A 19,476-nucleotide genomic window follows, 5' to 3' on the forward strand; every position below is an offset into this window, starting at 1 on the left:
TCCCTACCTTTTCCCCTTTACGTAGGTTGTTACATTATTGAAAAGTCTTTTGAAGTCCAGTATCCATTTTCTCAAATTCATTTGCTACGGAATGGATATTATCAATCGTTTGTTGAAAAGTAGCGCAAAATTGTTTCGTGATTTGTAAATTTTGTTGATTTGCTTCTTGTGCTTTGAAGTTCACAGATAGTGTCGTACGCGTTGCCTTATTTATAGAGCGACTAGTAGCACTTTGCATCCTATCTGAAGCATTTCTCATTTTCGTTGCAAGTTGCGTTGCCGTATGCAAATTACTTTGAAATTCTCCCATTACTTACTCCCCTCTACCTTTTATTTACAAGAAAATTATAACACGGAAAAATATCCCAATAAACCGAATGTTCGAATTTAACATACAATTCACCACAGTTACTGAGGATACGAGCAACGCTTATCTATCAACATAACTGAGTCCAAGATGGATTCTACTTATACAAAAAAGATGACTTCAGCCATATGCTAAAGTCATCTTTTTCTACCTTATTATTTTACTAATTCTCCATTATAAGCTTTTATATTAAGCGGAGCAGTTAAAAATTGTGCTGCTTTACTAACGAAAGATGTGAAGTGTGCACTCGTATTATGGCTCGCAACTGCTGCTTCATCTTTCCATACTTCTACCATCGTATAAACACTTTCTTTTTCTGTATCTTTATATAAGTCATAAGATACATTTCCACTTTCTTCTCTTGAACCATGAATAAGCGGACGAATTTCTTCTAAAAATGCTTGTTGTTTCGTTGGATCTACTTGAAATATTGCGTGAATAATAATCATGGTGCTTCCCCTCTCATCTTTCACTTATTGAAGTTCTTTTATAAAATTATTTCCACTCTGCAACTTTTTCAATTGGAAGACGTACTGATTGGTAACCACTGTCTGCAGCTTTCCCGATTGAAATTAACATAACTGGTACGTAGCGTTCTTTATCTAGTCCAAATGCTTCTGCAATTTGGTCTTTTTCAAATCCACCAATTGGACAAGTATCATAACCGTGCGCACGAGCTGCTAGCATAAACTGCATCGCTACAAGACCACCGTCAATTAATACTGTATCTTTCATTACTTCTGGTGTAACCATAGAGAAGTAAGCTGAAAGTTTTTTCATTTGATCTTCTTTTACTTCTGCTGGCATAAGTCCACGCTCTACTGCTGTACCGTAAATTTCTTCTGCGTTATCAAAGTTGTTTAAATCACCAAATAAAGCAATCATTGCTGAAGATGTTTCTACTTGAGATTGATTGAACTTCGCAAGTGGCGCAAGTGTTGCTTTCGCTTCGTCACTTTCAATCACTACGAATCTCCATGGTTGCATGTTTACTGAAGATGGTGCAAGTGTTGCTTCTGTAAGAATTTCTGTCATTTCTTCTTTGCTAATTTTCACTGAAGGGTCGTACTTACGAATTGAACGACGTCCTGTTAAAATTTCGTTAAAATCATTTGTTTTTACTGAGTTAGTCATAGTTGTATTCTCCCTTTTTTATAATTCTTTTATATTTTCTTGAATGTGATTTAACATATTTAAAAGATTATCGCGTTCTTCCTCACTTAATCCTTTAAATGCAGATGCTGCAAAACGTTCTTTTTCCTCTTGAAACGCTTGAATTTTATTTCGTCCCTCTTCAGTAAGAGAAACTAACGTAATTCTGTTATCTTCTGGATTTTTACGTCTTACAATCATTTCATTGGCCTCAAGCTGCTTTAAATGCCTTGTTATCGCAGCATTATCAATATTCACTTCTTGCTGAAGTGCTTTTTGACTAATTTCACCTACTTCAAATAATTGAAGTATAAGCTCTAATCGAGACTGGCTCATACCCGTACACCCTTCAAATTTCGAACTTACTTCTTTATTTAGAAAGTGTAATTTATATAAAATAATCGCTTCTTTTGAGCATGAACTTGTCAAATTAACCCTCCTTTACAATCAAAATAAAAACATTTGATGTATCAATAGTTGATATGTCAATTAATATAATCTATATCGATTTAGAATGCAAGCATTTTGTTTTTATTTTATTTTTTCCAAATTAAGGCGCTTTGTAGCGTTACAAATAATGTTAATTGCACTATAATAATACTAATTTAAAGAACTGGAGAGTGATTGTAATGCGGCAATACACAAATAGAAATGAGGAAATGAAAATGGAAAATGAAATGAGGATATTTAAATATGACAACAATAAATATAGGGATTGTCGCGCACGTAGACGCTGGCAAGACGAGTTTGACTGAGCGTATTCTTTATGAAACAAATGTAATTAAAGAAATTGGCCGAGTTGATAGTGGTAATACACAAACTGACTCAATGGAATTAGAAAGACAGCGCGGAATTACGATTAAAGCATCTGTCGTTTCTTTCTATATAAATGACTTAAAAGTAAATGTAATTGATACACCTGGACACGCTGATTTTATCGCTGAAGTGGAGCGATCCTTCCGCGTTTTAGACGGTGCGATTTTAGTTATTTCTGCCGTTGAAGGTGTGCAAGCACAAACGAAGATTTTAATGCGAACATTACAGAAACTAAACATACCAACAATATTATTCGTAAATAAAATTGATAGTAATGGCGCAAATACTGAAAAAGTTATGAAACAAATAAAAGAGATTCTTTCAAATGAAGCATTCCCCTTCTACTCTGTTCTAAACGTAGGAACGAAAGGAGCCTGGATTATTGCATACAAATCATATGACGATTGTACGGAACTGTTAGCGCCATATAATGAATCGTTACTTGCGTCATATGTAAATGATGAAATCGTACCGGACGTATTATTAAGAGAAGAACTCGAAAAACAAATACAGCAAGCGAATGTGTATCCAATCTTTTTCGGTTCAGCAATGACTGGTATGGGCGTAACAGAACTTCTTGAAAAACTTCCGGCTCTCATTCCAGCTCATACATCGGTACAAAATGAAACATTATCTGGCGTTGTTTTTAAAATTGAACGTGAATCTTCCGGTGAAAAAATTACTTACGTGAGAGTTTTTTCTGGTAGTTTACACGTTAGAAAATATGTTGATATACAGCGCTGTAAATCTCTATCCCATAAAGAAAAGATTAAAAAACTATGCCTATTTCATAATGGAGATGCCGTTCAAACTACTACCGTTCCTAGTAGTGAATTTTGTAAAGTGTGGGGACTGAATGATATTAAAATTGGTGATATTATTGGTGAACGTACGGATTATATAAAAGATATTCACTTTGCCGAACCACAAATGGAAGCTTCCATTGATGCAGTATCAAAAGAAAGAATTCATGATTTATACGCTGCACTTATGGAGCTATGTGAAGAAGATCCACTTATTAAAGTGTGGAAAGATGATGTTCATAATGAACTATATATTCGCCTTTTCGGTGAAGTACAGAAAGAAGTAATTGAAACGACTCTTTTTGAAAAATATAATTTGCAGGTTACTTTTTCAAATACGCGAGTTGTATGTATTGAAAAGCCAATTGGCATTGGGAATTCCGTTGAAGTCATGGGTGAAAAAGCGAATCCATTTTACGCAACAGTCGGATTCAAAGTTGAACGTGGTGAACTTAATTGCGGCATAACATATAAATTAGGTGTTGAGCTCGGTTCACTACCTTTAGCATTCCATAAAGCGATTGAAGAGACGGTATTTCAAACGTTAAAACAAGGATTATATGGATGGGAAGTTACAGATATTATCGTCACGTTAACACATACTGGTTATGCTAGTCCTGTTACAACAGCGAGTGACTTTAGAAATTTAACACCGATCGTATTAATGGATGCTTTAAAGCAAGCTGAAACACATGTATATGAACCAATAAACGAGTTTGAATTAACTGTACCGGAGCACGCAATTAGTACCGCGATGTATAAGCTCGCTGCCGTTCCAGCAACTTTTAGAGAGCCTATATTGAATAATAACTCTTACCAGTTAACAGGATCATTACCTGTTGCAAAAACAGAGAATTTTAAACGAATGCTACATTCATTTACAGAAGGAGACGGCATATTTACAACGAAGCCAGCTGGTTTCACAAAGCTTATGGCTCCCTTCCCTACTCGAAAACGTGTTGATTATAATCCGCTGAACCGTAAGGATTATTTACTTCATGTTTTGAAGGCTTATTAAAGTAAAAGAGGTGCAATTCGCACCTCTTTTGCATGTATTAATAGGTTAGTTTGTCCTAACAACTTCTTTAAGTTCTCCTATTATTTTCGCTATAGCCTCAATTGAATTTTCCGTTTCATATCCCCCAACATTTACAGAATGATTTGCATTTTTGACAACTTCAATCTGTAAATTCGTTTTATATAACTGATCAATTTGATCTGCATTGTATTGGTAATCTTTATCCCCAATAACTAAAAACCCTTCGTGTCGACTATGTAAGATAGAATCAAAAATTGTATCAAACGTCAGTAAAGGTGTAAGTAGTATCATTTTTGACTGCGCGAATTCGTCTCTCTTCATTAAATCATTTGCAATCGGAATTGTTCCGAGTGATTTCCCTAAAAACATAGTATCGTTATATTGCTTACCTTTTAATACGCCCTTCATTATAGGATTAATATCATCCATCATTACTTTCGTTATTTCTTCCATTGTTTTATTCATTACTTGTTCGTCATAAGAATAATGAATATGTACTACATCTATTTTATTTTCGAGCATAAAACGGTTTATCGTAATTGTATCCTGAACCGGAGAACATAAAGCAAATCCTACTAGAACCTTTTTCGATATGTGTGTAACGAATTACTTTATCATCTATATGTATTTCTTTTTTAGTCCCCTTCACCCTTTTCCCCTCCGAATACATTTAATTTTGTAAAACGATATGTTCTGTATGAACTGCTATATCCTTTACTTTCTCTTTTATAAATGCAGGCTGTAAATTATATGCCTCTAACTCTTCTACCGGCACCCACTTAAAGAAATACGTTCTACCTTCTTCTTCCAAAATATATTGATCCGCTCCATTTGCAGGTAACTCATGTAGCTCTACTTCATAATAAAAACTAATTTCATGAAACTTTCGCTCAGAAAGTGTAAAGAAATTTTCTACTGACCATATTAATCTTTTCCCTTTCATAGGAACACCTAATTCTTCTGCAAGTTCTCGTTTTAACGTATCTTCACTATTTTCTAGCATTTTCACTCTTCCGCCTGGTACATACCAATAATCTTCCCCTTTGTTTTGAAGAATAAGTATTTTATTATCCTGTTTACAAATTGCTCCGACGCGATAATTAAAACATGTTTCCTCTACTTTAAACGTAAGATCCATCCGTAATGCCCCCTCATATAAATATCGAATTATTACAAAACAATTATGTAATTACTGTACAAATAAGGTTACTAAATTTATCCACTTCATTCAATGGTTTTTGAATTTTCTAAACTATTATTTTTCATCATTACAAGTGTATATACATATGTTACAATCACATTGCACACTAGAAAACATTATGGGGGTACGGATGGAAACGTTATTAATCCAGCAAACTGAGAAATCAAATAAGTTTTGGAAAATCGTTGTGAAAGAAAAAGACTATGTTGTGTTTTACGGAAAAATTGGCACAGCTGGCAGTGTGAAAGCGAAAGAGTTTGAAACAGAAGAAGAATGTATGAAAGAAGCTAATAAACTAGTTGCTTCCAAACGTAAAAAAGGATATACAGACCCGTTGCCTGGGGAAGATTACATAAAAGAAAAAACGATAACCGAAGAAGAATTTTGGGAACTACTTCATCGTGCAAAAACGAAAGGTGAGGACCAAGAAGAACAAATAGAATGGCTTACTTCTCACCTTGCTAAACGTACAGTACATGAAATTGTAGCATTTGATACGCATATGCATCGTCTTTTGAAAGACTCCTATACCTCCCGTTTATGGGCAGCAGCCTATATTATTATGGGTGGCTGTTCAGATGATACTTTCGATTACTTCCGCGGATGGTTATTATATCAAGGAAAAGAGACATACGAAGCTTGTATTGAAGATCCAGAACGATTAATTCCTGTATTAGAAAACTTGAGTGAGTATGACGTCCCAGAGATTGAAGAACTTTCTTTATATTTCGGTTTCACTGTATATGCAGAAAAAACTGGTGACGAAGATGATACTTACTTTACACTTTACCATGTCTTATCTAATGAAGAATTCGACGATGTAGATTTTGAATTTGACTGGAATGAAGACGATGAAGAAGGTTTAAAAAAGATGTTTCCTAAGCTATGGGAGATGTATGGGGAAGAACCGATTGAGTAGTAGATTAATTATTCGTGAAAAAGCGCCTTGTTTCTTTAGTAACAAGGCGCTTTTTTTGATACTATATTTAAATTATTATCTTCCCACTCTCCCACCACTCCATAAAAGTCTTTAAAGAAGGAGCAACCCACGTTCTACTATCATTTTCATGATTCCATACATATATATCATCTCTTTGCACTTTTCCATTCAAAATGGAATAGCCAAACAAATCACCATTTCCGCCATCAGCAAAAAATAATAAACAGTCAAAAGGCATGTATAAATCCTTAAAATCAACTATATTTCTCATACTCATATTTTCAGTTTTAATTTTTGAAGCAGACCATATAAAGTCACCGTATTCACCTTCTATACCATTTGTTTCCTGTAATAATTGATATAAATCATTCGGTAACTCCACATGTATACATTGTTGTATATCAGTAAGTTCCTCCTTCGTAGCCGAATTTTTTAAGCTTAAGTTTGATGAGATACTGTGAATGGTGTCTTTCCACATCACCTTTTCTCCTCCTTATGTGCAATCAAGTATATTCAAAGGACACCGCTAAATTTATTGATACCATCTTTCTAACAATTCCTTCTCCCTCTCCCCTGAAATACCTGCTTTTAATTCCCATTCGTCCACACTCTTCATCCACTCATACACATCTGTAACTGTATGTCCTAACCTTCTAAAAGTAAGTCCTTCTTTAACAGCACTTTCAATACTAATTGAAAATCCACCTTTCCACGGCTTCGTTTCACCTTCTAATGAAAAAGTTTCTGGAAGCCATAAAGGCATCTCTGTCCAAGGCTGCACTTTATGTTCATTCATAAACGATTCCTCTATCCAAACGAATTCAGCATCACTATTCGTAACTTTTTTACACGTATTTAATAGCTCTTCCATCGTCAAATCATAATTCGGACCTGTTACATTGAATGTACCTGCATTTTTGTTTTCTGCCATGTTTAGTCCCCAGTTTGCGACGTCTTTTATATCAACTATCTGTACTGGACGGTCTTTTCTTCCTGGAACTAACACTTTACCTCCTTTTGCTACACGCCCGATCCAGTATGGAAGTCGATCTGTATAATCGAACATTCCTGAAAGAAGTCCTGCTCTTACGTGTAAAACACGCCCCGGCCAATACTTCTCTGCTTCTTTTTCGCATAATACTTTCAGCGCACCATAATGCTCATAAGGAGATATTTCACCATTCTCTACAGCCTTTATTTGCTCTTCCGTCGGTTCAGGTTGTAATATATAGTCTTCTTTTATGTCATGCAGAATCCAATCTTTATATACGGAAAGGCTTGAGATGAATATATAGTGTTCAATATTATCTTTAAGCACTTCTCCAACATTCCTAATATGATGCGGAGAAAATCCACATGTGTCTATGACAACATCCCACGTTCGATTTTTTAAACTTGATACATCGTTATTTCTGTCACCGGTTAACTGCTCCACATTAGAAAAAATTTCTTTGTTTGTTCCTCGGTTAAATAACGTAATTTCATGCCCTCTCTGTAAAGCCTCATCTACAAATGCTCTTCCTAAAAATCGTGTACCGCCTAGAATTAGAATTTTCATGGTTCTCCCCCATTCGTGATTAATAACCCTTCCTAATGTTTAACGATTTTTTATTGAGGAAAGTTACGGGGAGCGTTTAAATTTTTCTACAAGTTCACCATTACTCTTTTAAAAGTATATACTCTTTGATTAATCTCCATCTATCCTTTGTTTCTGGCACAACTTCAGAAGCCATCACCACCACCAATTCCTTCTCTGGAATACAACAAATCATATTCCCACCATCACCCATTGCACAATACGAATAGACACCCTCTTCTTCTCGTAACCACCATAAGTAACCATATTGATTTGAATTCATCGCTATTGATTCTTTTATCCATGATTTTGATAGTATTTGTTTTCCATTATGAATACCTTCATTCAAATACATCTGTCCAAACTTAGCCATATCCCTAACCGTTAACGTTAGTCCCCAGCCGCCCGCCGAAATACCATTTGGATCGTGAACCCATCCTTTCACATCTTTTCCGAATAAGTCATCAAATCCAAATGCTTTCATATTATAGTTTGGAATTTCTCTCATGCCGAGTGGCTGAAATAAGTATTCATTCGCAAATTCACGCGCATTTTTTCCTATTGCGTTCGTTATGATCGCTGATAGTATATGAGCTCCTGCAGATGAATATTTAAAAGATCCAATTTCTCCGCCGTTTCCTATCCTATTTAACGTATATTGTATCCAATCTTGTTGTGTACATAGTTCTTCTAACGGTTCCTGCCAGTCTACGAATGGATGTGGAGCTGTCATCGTTAGAAGATGGCTTACTGTTACTTCAGATGAATTAACGTTATATTCCGGGAAAAATTCTATTACTCTTTGATCAACGCTTTTTATATAGCCTTTATCTACACATAGTCCAATTAACGCAGAAATAATCGTTTTTGTGACTGACGCTATATGAAATGCATCATCTGGACCGTGACCGTTATAATATTTTTCAAAAATAACATCACCTTTTTGTACTACTAACATCCCATTAATATTTTTATACTCTTCTTTTATAATCAAATCTAACTTTTCAGCAGTTTTCATTTTTATTCCCCTTTAACCCATAATTAAAAAGGTTCGATCGGTACATATATATCAACTATATGTTTATTTTCCGGGTGCCGTCTTGGGTCATTTTTATACATTTCAAAAGGATACGAATCTCTCGGTTTATATCCGCTATTAGGAAGCCACTCACCGTATAAGAAATCCCATGCTCCTTTATATTCATCTTGGAATATTTCAAAATGACCTACCGCATACTTTCCAGAAGGTATAACCATTATTCCAATGTCGTTCGTTTCTACTGCGGACTCATTCGGAATTGTTATGCATAAACTAGTTCTTAAATGATTGTCCTCAGTAAATTCATGATGATCGTGGTAAATGGTTAATACTTTCGTATCCTCAAATACATAATAGTTTTCCACCGCTGCGTAATGAAATAATTTCTCTATCATTTTTGGAAAAGCTATCGTTAACTCTTCATATGTACCGATATGTCTTTTGTATGCGACGTTTATATTATCCGCTGTTACAATTTCAACATTTCCTCGAACCTTCTTACACTCATTGTATTGAGAAGTTTCGCTTACGTCTTTGCAATTCTTGCTATTATCGTTTCGATATTGAGATGGACTTATTCCGTAATGACTTTTAAATGTGCGGGAGAAAACTGCTGAATCTGTAAACCCGAAGTGATACGCAATATGTGTAATCGTCATATCTGTGCGATATGTAAGTAGATTTGTTGCCCTTTCTAACTTCAATCGGTTTACATACCGTGATAATGGCTCGTCTACTATCCCCTTGAAAATCCGATGAAAATGAAACTTTGAAAATCCTGCTACATCCGCTAGCTCTTCAATGGATAGTGAATCATTTATGTGTGATTCTATATAATCTTGCACTTTATAAATGCGTCGTAAGTATTCATTTCTACTTTGTTTACTCTCCATATTTTTATCTCCTCACAACAAAAAGGCTACCGTTAAGCTAGCCTACTTTTACACATTTTTCAAAAACAAAACTCTACTACCGCCGTTCCCATCATAATTTGTATGTACCGATACACCCTCTACCTCATCATCCCCGGCCTCAATTCGAAAACCGATTTCTTGATGAAACTGTATCGACTTTTTGTTAATTGGTGACGTAATTGCTTTTACAACTTTACGATTATTTGCACGAGCGATATCAAAGAAATAAGAATACAATGTCGATGCGATTCCTCTTCTTCTATACTTCGGATTGACACCGATAAAATGAACATATGCTTCATCTTTATATGTTTGTGAAAAGAATCCACATAAGAAACCTAACGTTTCGCCATCTTCTTCAATGATAAAACTCGTTTCTTGAAAATGAACGAAGAACAGTTTTGGCAACATAGCAGCCATATCTCTACCGCCCCACCAATCATTTAAAACAGAATGAATCTTTACATAATCTTCCCCTTGGATGTTTCTTACTTGCATATGTTTCTCCCTTTCACTCACTTCATTTTTTCATAAATTTTAATAACCGTTTCTACTAAAAGGATGAATACCCATATTCCACAAAATACAAGAACAGACTGAAATATCGATCCAATTATCATAACACCAACTGCACCTGTTATTGAAAAAGATATTCCACCAAGCCCTGGATCCTGTATAAATGCTCCAGCAGAAAAAGCGGTTATAATTGATACTATTAAATAAATAACACTCATTATTTTTAATATTTTTATAGAAAGATACGAAGTTTGTTCTTTCTCCACTTGTGATAATTCGATTTCCCCGCTCGCAATTCCTTTTTGCAAACAGTCCTCACATAAAAATTCTTCCTTAATTTTTTTACCCCCATGTATTGTACCCGTTATCTCTTTACACCTTGAACATTTTCGATTTATCATGTTGTTACCACTCCAATCTATTAAGATTATACTTATATCATTCTACATTTACCTTAATATCCCTTTTATGTATTTTATAGAGAAAGGTCGTGTTTTATGATTTCAAAACTTACGTTTGGCTCGAAAAAGCGTACCGTTCATTATGTATTAAGACCTAGTTGTTATGCAGGTATTTTCCATTCATCTTCTTCAATGATTGCTGTTATCCAAAAAGGTGACCGTTACTTTTTACCTGGTGGCGGTATGGAAGGTAATGAAACAAAAGAAGAATGCTTGCACCGTGAACTACTAGAGGAATTAGGATGGGCAATTAAAATTGATCAGTATATCGGTAATGCGGCTCGATATTTTTATGCAGAAAAGGAAGATACATATTATTTGAATGATGGATTCTTTTATATTGCGAACATGGTGCAGAAACAAACTGAAAACTGTGGGGAGGATCATGTTTTACGATGGATGTCTCCATTACTTGCTGTTAAGCTTCTCATTCACGATCATCAAAAATGGGCGGTTGAACAAGCACTTTTATTACGAAAACAAAAATGATCTCCTTCTATATGAAAGAGATCATTTTTACTATTAACTGACTTTTTTCAAATTGAAAGCAGGCTTTTTGATTCCGCCTTTTTTTACAACATATAAGCCGATGAAGATAATAAGTCCGCCAACGAGTTGCATCATATTAATTTGCTCTCCAATTGTAACTGCCGCAAAGATAACTGCGAACAATGGTACGAGATACATATAAACCATTACTTTCGTTGAGCCTATTTGACTAATACCGACATACCACATTGCTAGTCCGAAGATGGTCGCAAAGATGATTGAATATGCTAGTGAACCCCAGCTTGGCGTATCTACTGGCCATGTTAAAGAGTTTACGTTGAATAAACAGTATATAACAAGTGGTACAATTCCAATTAAAGTAGACCATGATGTAACTCTCATTGCGGAGTATTTTGTAATAAGAGGTTGCGCTAATATTGGATACCATCCCCACGCAATTGCTGCGACTAATCCAATTACATTTCCGAGCCACGCATATTCGTAAGTAGCTCCTCCTGTATGTCCTGTTAATAAAACAAATGCTGCACCAATAAACGCTACTATTGAACCAATTTGTACTTTCATCGAAAAACGTTCTTGTTTGTGCAATACTGCTAATATCCCTGTAAATATAGGTGACATCGCAATTAATAATGAGGCGTTCGTTGCTGAAGTATATTTCACAGATAACATAAACATCGTTTGATACATTGCCGTACCAACGATACCGACTACTACTAATCGTAACCAATCTTTTCTTTCAATACGTAATGAGCGTTCCATCATAAATGTAATAAGTAATAAGACCGGTGATGCTACTAAAAATCGTAAACTATTAAATTGAATGGATGACATATATGCCACGCCATACTTTCCTATTGTATAATTTGCTCCCCATACTAACGCTACTGATACTAGGAGCCATTCCATTTGCCATCTTTTCATCCGAATCTCCCCTTCCATATTTAGCATAGTAAAATTGGCTGGATATAGCACCGTCCAATTGGCTGTTTTTTTACCCAGCCAATTTGTTATACTTAATGTATATAAGAGATACGGAGGCGTTTGTATGGAATGGAAGCTAGATAGTGACAGTAAAATCCCTATTTATCAGCAAGTGGTTGACTTTATTGAAAAACGTATTACATATGGAGAACTTCCTCCAGGAAGCTTCCTCCCTTCAGAACGGAAATTAGCTACGCAGTTAAATGTAAACAGAAGTACAGTAACGACTGCTTATAATGAACTTCGTGCTATGGGAATTGTAGAAAGTACGACTGGTAAAGGTACACGTGTGAGTACACATATGTGGGGCGTTTCTCCAACATTAACGCCGAACTGGAGAAATTTCGTAGAAGGTGGTACTTTTTTACCAAACTTACCACTACTTCGCCATATTCGGGCAGAAGTACAACAAAATGAAAATATTATAGATTTCGCTAATGGAGAACTCGGTTGTAATCTTTATCCTCACGATCAACTACAAACGATTTTACGTGAACAACCGTTAACGCATTCATTAAGTTACGATCATCCGCAAGGCTATCTCCCGCTAAGACAAGCGGTCGTAAAATATATGAAAGAATATTTAAAAGTTGAGGCGACTGAACAATCCATTATGATTACATCCGGCGCTCAACAAGCACTGCACCTTATCGTGCAATGTTTATTAAATCCAGGTGATGCTGTTGCTTTCGAAAGTCCTTCACACTGTTATTCCCTGCCGTTATTCCAATCAGCAGGTATTCGTATTTTCCCATTACCTGTCGATGAACACGGCATTAATCCAGACGATGTACAAGAGCTATACAGAAAGCACCGCATTAAAATGATTTTTTTAAATCCAAATTTCCAAAACCCTACGGGGACGATGCTTCATCCAAACCGTAGAAAAAAACTATTATCACTTTGCGCAGATTTACGAATTGCAATCGTTGAAGATGATCCATCTAGTTTGCTGACGCTAGAAAAGAAACAACCTTGTCCTACTTTGAAATCAATAGATGAAAATGGAACTGTCATTTATGTACATTCTTTATCAAAAATGATTGCGCCAGGATTACGAGTCGGTTGGCTTGTCGCCCCGCAGTCTGTCGTAGAGCGATTATCAGATGCACGGCACCAAATGGAATTAGGAATGAGTATTTTCCCGCAGTGGCTTATGCAACAATTTTTTGAAACTGTACCATTTCAGTCTCATATCGTACCGTTACGAAAACAACTAGCAGAAAAAAGAGACGTTATCGTTCATGCCCTAAACGAGCAACTTCATGATAAAATCTCTTTTTCAAACCCTACTGGTGGTATATACATTTGGGGGAAATTAAAAGAACCTATAAACGAAAAACAAATCATTATGCAAAGTTTAAAACAAGAAATTGCTTTTATGCCAGGTAGTATTTTCGGTGCGAAAGATGGTTATATACGTTTATCTTATGGAAAAGTGGATATTGATCAAATTGAGGAAGGTATTTCTCGTTTACGCGAGGCTATTTTGGTATGTGAAAATAACTTTAAATAAAGCTTTCTCGTTTGACAAAACCTAAATCTACCATTATTATCAACTCGAACCTATTTATAGGAGTGATAAAATGAAGATTTACGTTGATGCAGATGCTTGTCCTGTAAAAGATGTAATTATTTTTGAGGCTACGAATGTGGAAATTCCTGTTACCCTCGTTACTAGCTTTTCACATTATTCTAATGCAGAGCAGCCAAAAGGTGTCGAAACAATTTATGTTGATTCTGGAGCAGATGCTGCGGATTACCGGATTATGCAGTTAGCAAAAAAAGAAGATTTAATCGTAACGCAAGATTACGGTCTTGCTTCACTCGCTTTAGCAAAAGGCTGTATCGTACTACACCATAAAGGCTATAAGTATACGAATGACAACATTGAACAATTGTTACAAACACGGTATTTAAGTGCAATGGTTCGAAAAAGCGGTAAGCGTACAAAGGGACCGAAACCATTTACAGCAGAAGATAAAGAGAAATTTAGAGCGCTCTTTAAAAGTATGATCGCTCATTAAAGATGAACCTTCTTTTCGCAAGGAAAACTTCGCAACACAAAGAAGAGAATATCCAAATGAACATTCTCTTCTTGAGGTTTACCCGTTTAAAATGAAGGTAAATTATCTAAGTTATTTTCCTTTATTCCATCAGGTTCACTACGTATAATATCTCTGCCATACTTATGAAATACGTCTACATGAGCTAACTTCCCTGATTTTGCTTCTTCAAGGGCAGTCATATAATCTAACTCTCTCCCGCTACTTGTTTTAAACGCAATTAAATCACCATCATCATTTTTACGAACAGCAACAATTTGTTCTGCTCCTGAATTAACTTCATGGTCTACTTCAAATTGAGCTTGTTCTTCTCCTTGATGTAAGTAATCATTATAAACTTTTTCAAAGTCTTTTTTGTCCATAACATTCACCTCCAACACATTTTTTAGTATGGTTGGGAGGTGTTGGTTTTATGTACCTTTTTATTAACTTAACAAGACTTTACTACTCCAAATATATAATGCAAATCATAATTTTATCCTAATATAAATTTATTTTATAAACCCTCTACTTATTAATTTAAGGTAAATTTAAGTGTTAATATTTTCCTAACAACCTTATAATTTAATATATCGAAACAAAATTTGAAATGGGGAATGGTTAAGATGAATATAGATTTTAATCGTTTAACTAATATTTGTTTAGAGTTTCAACAATCTAGATTTTATGTTACTAGAATTCCTAAAGATTTCTTATCAATTGCTCAAAAACGTTTTTCTATACCAACGGAAGATCAAATTGTCGCTTTTTTAAGTTGTAATTTATTAGGATCAGGCAAGTATGGTGTTTACTTTACGAGTTCGGGTTTATACTGGAAAAATTGGTTATTAGGTAAAGGAAATTTGAAATGGGAACAATTAAATAAAGTGCAACAAATTGAAATTGATAAAGATGGTTTCTTATCTTTTGATGCACAAAAAAGTTTCAATATTAACGGGAGTGACTATCCCCCACTATTATTTAAAGAATTGCTAATAGCTCTTACGAATTCATTCCAAAATTCAAAACAACAGGATATACATCCAATTATAAAAATGGATGAGATAAAATCTATTTGCTCTTTATTTGAAACGCACAATGAATTATTAGAACCTGATAATGGATTATTTGTAGACACTCATATTTCAGAAAAAAAGTTAAAAGCAATTGAGGCACGATTTATCATTCCAAAAGAAGAACAGATCATCGCTTTTTTAGATACATCTGTTCTTGGGAATATGGGGAAAGGATCGGATGGGGTATTAATTTGTCAATCAGGTATATATTTTAGAGAAGCTTTTGTACACTTATATTTCCCATGGCATGTTTTTAAAAACATCCCTATTACTTTAACTTCGGATGAATTTGAAATTGGGAAAGGAAATATATTTCATCTTCTACATGCTAGAATGCCTAGTCAAGATATTCTATTATTCATCAAGAATTTAAAACAGTACGTGAATAGTTTATATGAAGAACAACCACAATTACATATTTAATACACTCGTGTATAGTTAAGTCTAAAATTTCAATTCAACTAAAAAACCGATTATTTTTGTAGAGGGCCTACAAGTATAATCGGTTTTTTACTCTTATTCTTTTCTTATATTCCTATTTTTAATACCTACGCAACCCTTTCAAAGTCTCCAATATATCCTCTGTAAAGGCTGTACTACCCTCTGTCTCTAAAACTCTAAAATATAAACTTCTTAAGAAAGCTCTAATATTTTGTACTAAAATATCATATTGAGGATGCGGGATGTCTTCAACAATTGCTATACTATGTAACCAGTTGCTCCACTCTTCTTCAGTTAAAAGATTTTGGTTACGTAACGACATAATTGGTGCTACTAATCTCTCATCCTCAAAGTGAATGTATACGTAGTCATGTAAGCGTACCTTCTGGCGAACAGCAGCTAGTATTGCATATGAGAACTCACGATTTTGGATTGTACGTGCTAAAGCATCGAGCGCATCTGCTGCATGTGCAGTAGAGTGTGCCCAGCCTTTTCCTTCTACGTAGCCTCTTACATCTTCTTCTAAATATACATATTCCAGCACTTGTTCTGCCACACTGTACAGTTGTTCTTCAGATAACAATGGTTCTCTTTCATGAACAGATAAAATAAGTGGTGGAATTAATACAGAAAATGCACGTTTAAAGACAGAATCTGTTCCCTTTTCACCAATTTTATAAAATAAATAATCAGGGCTAATTGCTTGCAGCATTAATCCTCGTAATTCTTTTTGTCTAAACACATCATTTGTAATCCATTTGTGAAGCGTACTATAAATTAAATCATCGCGTAATTCAGCATCAGTTGACCCGATATAATCTAACATCCACTGTGCATATGGATAAGCATCTACGTCTTCTGGTACAGCATAATTATTATTTTTAATTTGTAGTAGTTCTTCTTTTAGTTCTAGTACTTCATTCATTATATTTCTTGTCCCCTTTTTGCGTTTTTTATTGTCTTATCCCCTTTTATTTGCTTCATAAAATTAATTTAATTATAACAATAAACAAAAGGCTATACATATATTTCTGATTATGTAATACGCTCATTCATGAAATATAACTTCTGGATTTCCTAAATCACTATTCTGAAATACAACATCCGCACAACTTTTCGGATTATGCTCATCTATATACATCTTACAGGCCGCATGATATCTGTTTAAAAACATTTTCTCAGCTTCTTCATAACTTCCAAAAGCCTCAGTCTCGCGCTTTGCACCACGTTTTCTCGCAATCTCAAAATCTGTATCTACAAAGATTTTGTAATCAAATAAATACTCAACGTCTTTTTTCAATAGAAATGTTCCATCTACTATGAGTACCATATTGGGTTGAGCCATTAACGGCTCATTATGTACAGGAATATCCGTTTTTAAATTATGAGAGATCGTTTCATACTGTAAATTCCCATTAGGTCCTAAAGGTTTTAATAACCTTTCTTTGAAAGCTGTATAATCGTGTGCATCTTCATAATACCCTCTTGCAGATTCTTTACCTTGTGTATAACGAATCACTTTTGAGTTATGAAAATCGTCAATGCTAGCGCACGTTACTGGTAACCCTCGTTTTTTTATTTCTTCCGCTAATTCGTTTGCAAATGTTGTTTTTCCTGATGCTGTAATACCGCTTACTCCAACTCTTGTTGGGTGCGTTAAATTTAACATTAAAATATGATTAGCAATTTCTTTTATACATTGTTTTCGGTTCATGATATTTCTCCCTTCATTTAGTTTACATAACAAAATTATAATTAACTTTTATGTCACTATTTGTCGGTAAGTCGATATCCTTTGTCGAATCGTTGATATATTGAAAAAATCGTTGATATATTTTAAGTTATGATAGATATATTTGAAAAATCGTTGATATATTATGATTGGCTTACTTCCCCTTAAACCCTCGATATAAAGCAGTCCGTAACTCTTGTTTGTATTCTTCAATTTCTGGCATATCGAGCTCTTCTGCCAGCCTGATAGCTAATTCAATATCATACGGTACTCGTACGAGTTGAATAGAAAAGCTCGCTGCTTCTTTTTCATTGTAAGTTCCTTCAAATATTAAATAGGAAGCTTGTGTTATTTCAAGTGGGTTTCCTACGCTACCGGCATTACATAACGTTTTCCCTCTGAAATTTTGAACGAACGCTTGGTGAACGTCACCGTAACAAACGACATCTGGTTTTCTTTCCCCTTCTATATTCTCTGTGAGCTCACTATTTTCGAACATACTAATACGCTCTTCTCTTGAGGCATGTGGTTGAATTCTTTCATATAAACTTCTCGGTGAAGCGTGGAACATACGGATCAGTTTGCCGCTCATAAAAAATTCGATTGAAAATGGTAAGCTTCTTAAATAGTCATTTTGTTCTTCCGATAATTGTTTTTGATGCCATTTTAACGTTTCAAATTCAGTCGGTTTTGTAATGAAATCATCCCAGTTCCCCATTACAACTCCTTCACATTCTTTACGAATGATTTCAATCACTTCGCTAGAATGAGGACCTTTTCCGACTAAATCTCCAAGACACACGACGCGCTCGATTCCTCTTAATTTAATATCTTGCAGTACAGATTCTAATGCTGGAATATTACCATGTATATCTGAAATTACCGCTATTTTATCCAAATGAATCCCTCCATTACTTATAGTTTATTATATCCTCATGTTGTGATTGATACCATTTTGGAATATAGGATGAAAAATGATTATGATCTTCTAAAATTCCGTTCAATCTTTCCTTCATATCATTTACTAAATGTGGCGTGCTTCGGTTTGTCCATACGATATCAGCTGGGAATGTCATTGCTGCATATAATGAGTACAGTTTCCAAAAATGAAGCGACGGTTCGCCTCCGCAATATCCGTGAACTTGTCCAACCGCAAATGGTTTACTTATTCTTGTAGTAAAAATCGCTACGTTATAAAAATCATGTATTGGATCACCAAAATCATATCCACCAAAATCGATAACGATAAACTCCTTATTATGAATCATACTATTTGCTGGATGGAAGTCATCGTGTAAAAAGGTAATAGGGCGATTTTTCAATAATTGTTTATGCTCCCCTACAAATCTTAATACTGGCTTCAAATCAAGGAAGTCTATTTCATAATTTGCTAACGCTTCTACGTATCTTTCGTATTTATTCCATCGAACTGTTTCCCATTTATTACTTGCACTTTCTCTTTCAATTGAGTGAATCCTCTTTAGTACTTCTCCTGCTTTTCTTCCTGCATGGTACTGTTCTTCCACGGATAGCTTCCCTAAACCTTCTTCACCATTTATACCTTGGATCCATTCAAATACTTGAACACATTTATTTATTTGTTCAAGTTTTATAAAATGAATTAACTTAGGCGTTGGAATATGTAATGACTCTAATTGTTTCATATACATATATTCTTCTTGTTTACGTTCAAAATGAACAGCATCACATACTTTCACAAAATATGTTACTCTGTTTTCTAATTCTATTTTATATTTCTCTTCATGTGAAAAACCTTTTGAAATAACTGTACACTTTACAATACGAGGCCATTCTAGTTTACTCTCTATCTCTCTAAGCATTTCCTTCACAACGTTCACCTCTA

Annotated in this window: 23 protein-coding genes and 1 pseudogene; 6 read left to right on the plus strand and 18 right to left on the minus strand. The window is 34.8% G+C overall.

Annotated elements, in window-relative coordinates; all coding sequences use genetic code 11:
• Positions 1 to 34: 34 nt before the first annotated feature.
• The 4 genes from ACLBXA_RS07120 to ACLBXA_RS07135 form a co-directional block, all read right to left on the minus strand.
• On the minus strand, positions 35 to 310 hold the full coding sequence (locus ACLBXA_RS07120) for a TIGR04197 family type VII secretion effector (protein WP_000503638.1): 276 nt from the start codon (positions 308 to 310) through the stop codon (positions 35 to 37).
• 212 nt (positions 311 to 522) lie between these two features.
• Entirely contained in the window at positions 523 to 816 is a 294-nt protein-coding gene (locus ACLBXA_RS07125) for a putative quinol monooxygenase (RefSeq protein WP_000583832.1), read from the minus strand.
• Between the two features lie 46 nt (positions 817 to 862).
• Complete coding sequence (locus tag ACLBXA_RS07130; RefSeq protein ID WP_000185391.1) at positions 863 to 1,501, minus strand: nitroreductase family protein; 639 nt, start codon at positions 1,499 to 1,501, stop codon at positions 863 to 865.
• An 18-nt stretch (positions 1,502 to 1,519) separates the two neighbouring features.
• Positions 1,520 to 1,948 carry a MarR family winged helix-turn-helix transcriptional regulator gene (locus ACLBXA_RS07135; protein ID WP_000204164.1) on the minus strand — a complete coding sequence of 143 codons (429 nt, stop codon included), beginning with the start codon at positions 1,946 to 1,948 and terminating at the stop codon, positions 1,520 to 1,522.
• A gap of 264 nt (positions 1,949 to 2,212) precedes the next feature.
• Between ACLBXA_RS07135 and ACLBXA_RS07140 the strand changes: the two genes are divergently transcribed.
• Positions 2,213 to 4,156: a GTP-binding protein gene (locus ACLBXA_RS07140; RefSeq protein ID WP_242297044.1), complete on the plus strand. Its 1,944-nt coding sequence runs from the start codon at positions 2,213 to 2,215 to the stop codon at positions 4,154 to 4,156.
• Positions 4,157 to 4,201: 45 nt separating this feature from the next.
• On the opposite strand, the pseudogene ACLBXA_RS07145 reads toward ACLBXA_RS07140, so the two are convergent.
• Positions 4,202 to 4,847, minus strand: a pseudogene (locus ACLBXA_RS07145) (alpha/beta hydrolase).
• Positions 4,848 to 5,315 carry an NUDIX hydrolase gene (locus ACLBXA_RS07150; protein WP_000366247.1) on the minus strand — a complete coding sequence of 156 codons (468 nt, stop codon included), beginning with the start codon at positions 5,313 to 5,315 and terminating at the stop codon, positions 4,848 to 4,850.
• A 193-nt stretch (positions 5,316 to 5,508) separates the two neighbouring features.
• Here ACLBXA_RS07150 and ACLBXA_RS07155 point away from each other — a divergent pair, with 193 nt between their 5' ends.
• Positions 5,509 to 6,297, plus strand: a complete 789-nt coding sequence (locus tag ACLBXA_RS07155) for a DUF4240 domain-containing protein (protein ID WP_000449118.1) — start codon at positions 5,509 to 5,511, stop codon at positions 6,295 to 6,297.
• 67 nt (positions 6,298 to 6,364) lie between these two features.
• On the opposite strand, the gene ACLBXA_RS07160 is transcribed toward ACLBXA_RS07155, so the two are convergent.
• The 6 genes from ACLBXA_RS07160 to ACLBXA_RS07185 form a co-directional block, all read right to left on the minus strand.
• Positions 6,365 to 6,796 carry an SMI1/KNR4 family protein gene (locus tag ACLBXA_RS07160; protein WP_000265344.1) on the minus strand — a complete coding sequence of 144 codons (432 nt, stop codon included), beginning with the start codon at positions 6,794 to 6,796 and terminating at the stop codon, positions 6,365 to 6,367.
• Between the two features lie 54 nt (positions 6,797 to 6,850).
• Entirely contained in the window at positions 6,851 to 7,876 is a 1,026-nt protein-coding gene (locus ACLBXA_RS07165; protein WP_000697692.1) for an SDR family oxidoreductase, read from the minus strand.
• Positions 7,877 to 7,976: 100 nt separating this feature from the next.
• Entirely contained in the window at positions 7,977 to 8,912 is a 936-nt protein-coding gene (locus ACLBXA_RS07170; RefSeq protein ID WP_000844642.1) for a serine hydrolase domain-containing protein, read from the minus strand.
• Between the two features lie 23 nt (positions 8,913 to 8,935).
• The gene (locus ACLBXA_RS07175; RefSeq protein WP_447617152.1) at positions 8,936 to 9,826 is read right to left on the minus strand and encodes an AraC family transcriptional regulator; all 891 of its coding nucleotides are present in this window, start codon (positions 9,824 to 9,826) and stop codon (positions 8,936 to 8,938) included.
• 48 nt (positions 9,827 to 9,874) lie between these two features.
• Positions 9,875 to 10,345 (minus strand): GNAT family N-acetyltransferase, encoded by a 471-nt coding sequence (locus ACLBXA_RS07180; protein WP_001198087.1) that lies wholly within the window; start codon positions 10,343 to 10,345, stop codon positions 9,875 to 9,877.
• Between the two features lie 17 nt (positions 10,346 to 10,362).
• Positions 10,363 to 10,764: a DUF3980 domain-containing protein gene (locus tag ACLBXA_RS07185; RefSeq protein ID WP_000610481.1), complete on the minus strand. Its 402-nt coding sequence runs from the start codon at positions 10,762 to 10,764 to the stop codon at positions 10,363 to 10,365.
• A gap of 96 nt (positions 10,765 to 10,860) precedes the next feature.
• Between ACLBXA_RS07185 and ACLBXA_RS07190 the strand changes: the two genes are divergently transcribed.
• Positions 10,861 to 11,313: an NUDIX hydrolase gene (locus ACLBXA_RS07190; protein ID WP_098900463.1), complete on the plus strand. Its 453-nt coding sequence runs from the start codon at positions 10,861 to 10,863 to the stop codon at positions 11,311 to 11,313.
• A 33-nt stretch (positions 11,314 to 11,346) separates the two neighbouring features.
• On the opposite strand, the gene ACLBXA_RS07195 is transcribed toward ACLBXA_RS07190, so the two are convergent.
• The gene (locus ACLBXA_RS07195) at positions 11,347 to 12,258 is read right to left on the minus strand and encodes a DMT family transporter (protein ID WP_000832990.1); all 912 of its coding nucleotides are present in this window, start codon (positions 12,256 to 12,258) and stop codon (positions 11,347 to 11,349) included.
• Between the two features lie 124 nt (positions 12,259 to 12,382).
• On the opposite strand from ACLBXA_RS07195, the gene pdxR reads away from it, so the two are divergent.
• Together pdxR and ACLBXA_RS07205 are read left to right on the plus strand one after the other, a co-directional pair.
• Positions 12,383 to 13,834, plus strand: coding sequence for a MocR-like pyridoxine biosynthesis transcription factor PdxR (pdxR, locus tag ACLBXA_RS07200; RefSeq protein ID WP_447617153.1), 1,452 nt, complete (start codon positions 12,383 to 12,385; stop codon positions 13,832 to 13,834).
• 70 nt (positions 13,835 to 13,904) lie between these two features.
• Entirely contained in the window at positions 13,905 to 14,345 is a 441-nt protein-coding gene (locus ACLBXA_RS07205; RefSeq protein ID WP_000708771.1) for a YaiI/YqxD family protein, read from the plus strand.
• An 86-nt stretch (positions 14,346 to 14,431) separates the two neighbouring features.
• Here the strand turns inward: ACLBXA_RS07205 and ACLBXA_RS07210 are convergent, their stop codons facing one another.
• Positions 14,432 to 14,746, minus strand: coding sequence for a DUF3892 domain-containing protein (locus tag ACLBXA_RS07210; RefSeq protein WP_000358166.1), 315 nt, complete (start codon positions 14,744 to 14,746; stop codon positions 14,432 to 14,434).
• Positions 14,747 to 14,989: 243 nt separating this feature from the next.
• Here ACLBXA_RS07210 and ACLBXA_RS07215 point away from each other — a divergent pair, with 243 nt between their 5' ends.
• The gene (locus ACLBXA_RS07215; protein WP_001017805.1) at positions 14,990 to 15,862 is read left to right on the plus strand and encodes a hypothetical protein; all 873 of its coding nucleotides are present in this window, start codon (positions 14,990 to 14,992) and stop codon (positions 15,860 to 15,862) included.
• A gap of 118 nt (positions 15,863 to 15,980) precedes the next feature.
• Here the strand turns inward: ACLBXA_RS07215 and ACLBXA_RS07220 are convergent, their stop codons facing one another.
• From ACLBXA_RS07220 to ACLBXA_RS07235, 4 genes are all read right to left on the minus strand, one after another.
• Positions 15,981 to 16,805: a DUF2785 domain-containing protein gene (locus tag ACLBXA_RS07220; protein ID WP_001006698.1), complete on the minus strand. Its 825-nt coding sequence runs from the start codon at positions 16,803 to 16,805 to the stop codon at positions 15,981 to 15,983.
• A gap of 123 nt (positions 16,806 to 16,928) precedes the next feature.
• The gene (locus ACLBXA_RS07225; RefSeq protein ID WP_001080476.1) at positions 16,929 to 17,594 is read right to left on the minus strand and encodes a uridine kinase; all 666 of its coding nucleotides are present in this window, start codon (positions 17,592 to 17,594) and stop codon (positions 16,929 to 16,931) included.
• A 172-nt stretch (positions 17,595 to 17,766) separates the two neighbouring features.
• Entirely contained in the window at positions 17,767 to 18,510 is a 744-nt protein-coding gene (locus ACLBXA_RS07230) for a metallophosphoesterase family protein (RefSeq protein WP_000357646.1), read from the minus strand.
• 13 nt (positions 18,511 to 18,523) lie between these two features.
• Positions 18,524 to 19,462, minus strand: coding sequence for an aminoglycoside phosphotransferase family protein (locus tag ACLBXA_RS07235; protein ID WP_000661761.1), 939 nt, complete (start codon positions 19,460 to 19,462; stop codon positions 18,524 to 18,526).
• Positions 19,463 to 19,476 lie beyond the last annotated feature (14 nt).

The organism is Bacillus sp. D48C (genome assembly GCF_053345735.1).